Raw genomic sequence first — 1,686 nt, forward strand, 5'->3', positions numbered from 1 at the left:
TCGAGGTGGTGATCGACGAACTCGCCGACCTGATGATGGTGGTGGGCAAGAAGATCGAAGAGCTCATCGCCCGCCTTGCGCAGAAGGCGCGCGCCGCCGGCATCCACCTGATCCTGGCCACGCAGCGGCCCAGCGTCGACGTGATCACCGGCCTCATCAAGGCCAACATTCCCACGCGCATCGCCTTCCAGGTGTCGAGCAAGATCGACAGCCGCACCATCCTCGACCAGATGGGCGCCGAGGCGCTGCTGGGCATGGGCGACATGCTCTACATGCCGAGCGGCACGGGCCTTCCGATCCGCGTGCACGGCGCCTTCGTGAGCGACGAGGAAGTGCACCGCGTGGTGGCCTACCTCAAGAGCCAGGGCGAGCCCGACTACATCGAAGGCGTGCTCGAGGGCGGCACGGTCGACGGTGACGGCGACRTGCTGGGCGAGGGCGGCGACGCCGAGAAGGACCCGATGTACGACCAGGCGGTCGAAGTGGTGCTGAAGAACCGCAAGGCCAGCATCTCGCTGGTGCAGCGCCACCTGAAGATCGGCTACAACCGCGCGGCGCGGCTGGTGGAAGACATGGAGAAGGCGGGCCTGGTCAGCGCCATGAGCGGCAGCGGCCAGCGCGAGATCCTGGTGCCGGCGCGCGCCGAATAGCCGGCCAATGCCTGCGGACCCCGGCGTTACGCACTGACAGCCACTTTGCAAAAGCTGCAATAACGTTGCAAAACTTCATGAAGCCCCGCACATGGCGCAACGCGCAGCGGGGTATGGTCCTGTCAACGCCATCGCTTTTTCCGAGGAACCTCAATTGAAAATTCGCCATTGGCTGTTGATCGGCCTCCTGTGTTCCGCCAACGCCTGGGCCGGCGGCCTTGAAAGCCTCGAGGCCTTCGTGAAGACGGTCAAGTCGGGCCGCGCCGAGTTCACCCAGACCGTGACGGCGCCGCCGCGCGAAGGCCAGCCCGGCCGCACCAAGACCTCCACCGGCACCTTCGAATTCCAGCGGCCCGGCAAGTTCAAGTTCGACTACCAGAAGCCCTTCGCCCAGAGCATCGTGGCCGACGGCAAGACGCTGTGGCTCTACGACGCCGACCTGAACCAGGTCACGCAGCGCGCCCAGTCGCAGGCGCTGGGCTCGACGCCCGCCGCGCTGATTGCCGCGGCACCCGACCTGCGCGCGCTGCAGGCCGACTTCACGCTCGAGGCCGCGCCCGAGCGCGACGGCCTGCAGTGGGTCAAGGCCACGCCCAAGAACAAGGACGGCCAGCTGCAGAATGTGCAGGTCGGCTTCCAGGGCGACGCGCTGGCGGCGCTCGAAATCCTCGACAGCTTCGGGCAGCGCTCGGTGCTCAAGTTCAGCAAGGTGGAGGTGAATCCGGCACTGCCTGCCAGCGTGTTCGAGTTCAAGGCGCCCGCCGGCGCCGACGTCATCAAGCAATAGCAGCCACCAGAAGCACCGCAGGTTTGGCCACCAGTTCGCATCAACCCCTTGCCGAGCGCCTGCGTCCGAAGACGCTGGGCGAGGTCATCGGCCAGCAGCACCTGCTGGGGCCGGGCATGCCGCTGCGCATTGYCTTCGAATCGGGCCAGCCGCATTCGTGCATCCTCTGGGGGCCGCCCGGCACCGGCAAGACGACCATCGCGCGGCTGATGGCCGATGCCTTCGATGCGCAGTTCCTCAGCATCAGCG

3 protein-coding genes are annotated in these 1,686 nt (G+C 66.7%); all 3 read left to right on the plus strand.

The window, feature by feature from the left end; genetic code table 11:
• On the plus strand, nt 1-650 hold a 650-nt coding region (locus AC1DOC_RS32645), incomplete at its 5' end, for a DNA translocase FtsK (RefSeq protein WP_478131438.1).
• Nucleotides 651-804: 154 nt separating this feature from the next.
• Complete coding sequence (gene lolA / locus AC1DOC_RS32650) at nt 805-1,437, plus strand: outer membrane lipoprotein periplasmic chaperone LolA (RefSeq protein WP_062362977.1); 633 nt, start codon at nt 805-807, stop codon at nt 1,435-1,437.
• A 23-nt stretch (nt 1,438-1,460) separates the two neighbouring features.
• Nucleotides 1,461-1,686, plus strand: a 226-nt coding sequence (locus tag AC1DOC_RS32655; RefSeq protein WP_478131439.1) for an AAA family ATPase, incomplete at its 3' end; no start/stop codon positions are given.

It is taken from the genome of Variovorax sp. 01T439_2, from assembly GCF_056398445.1.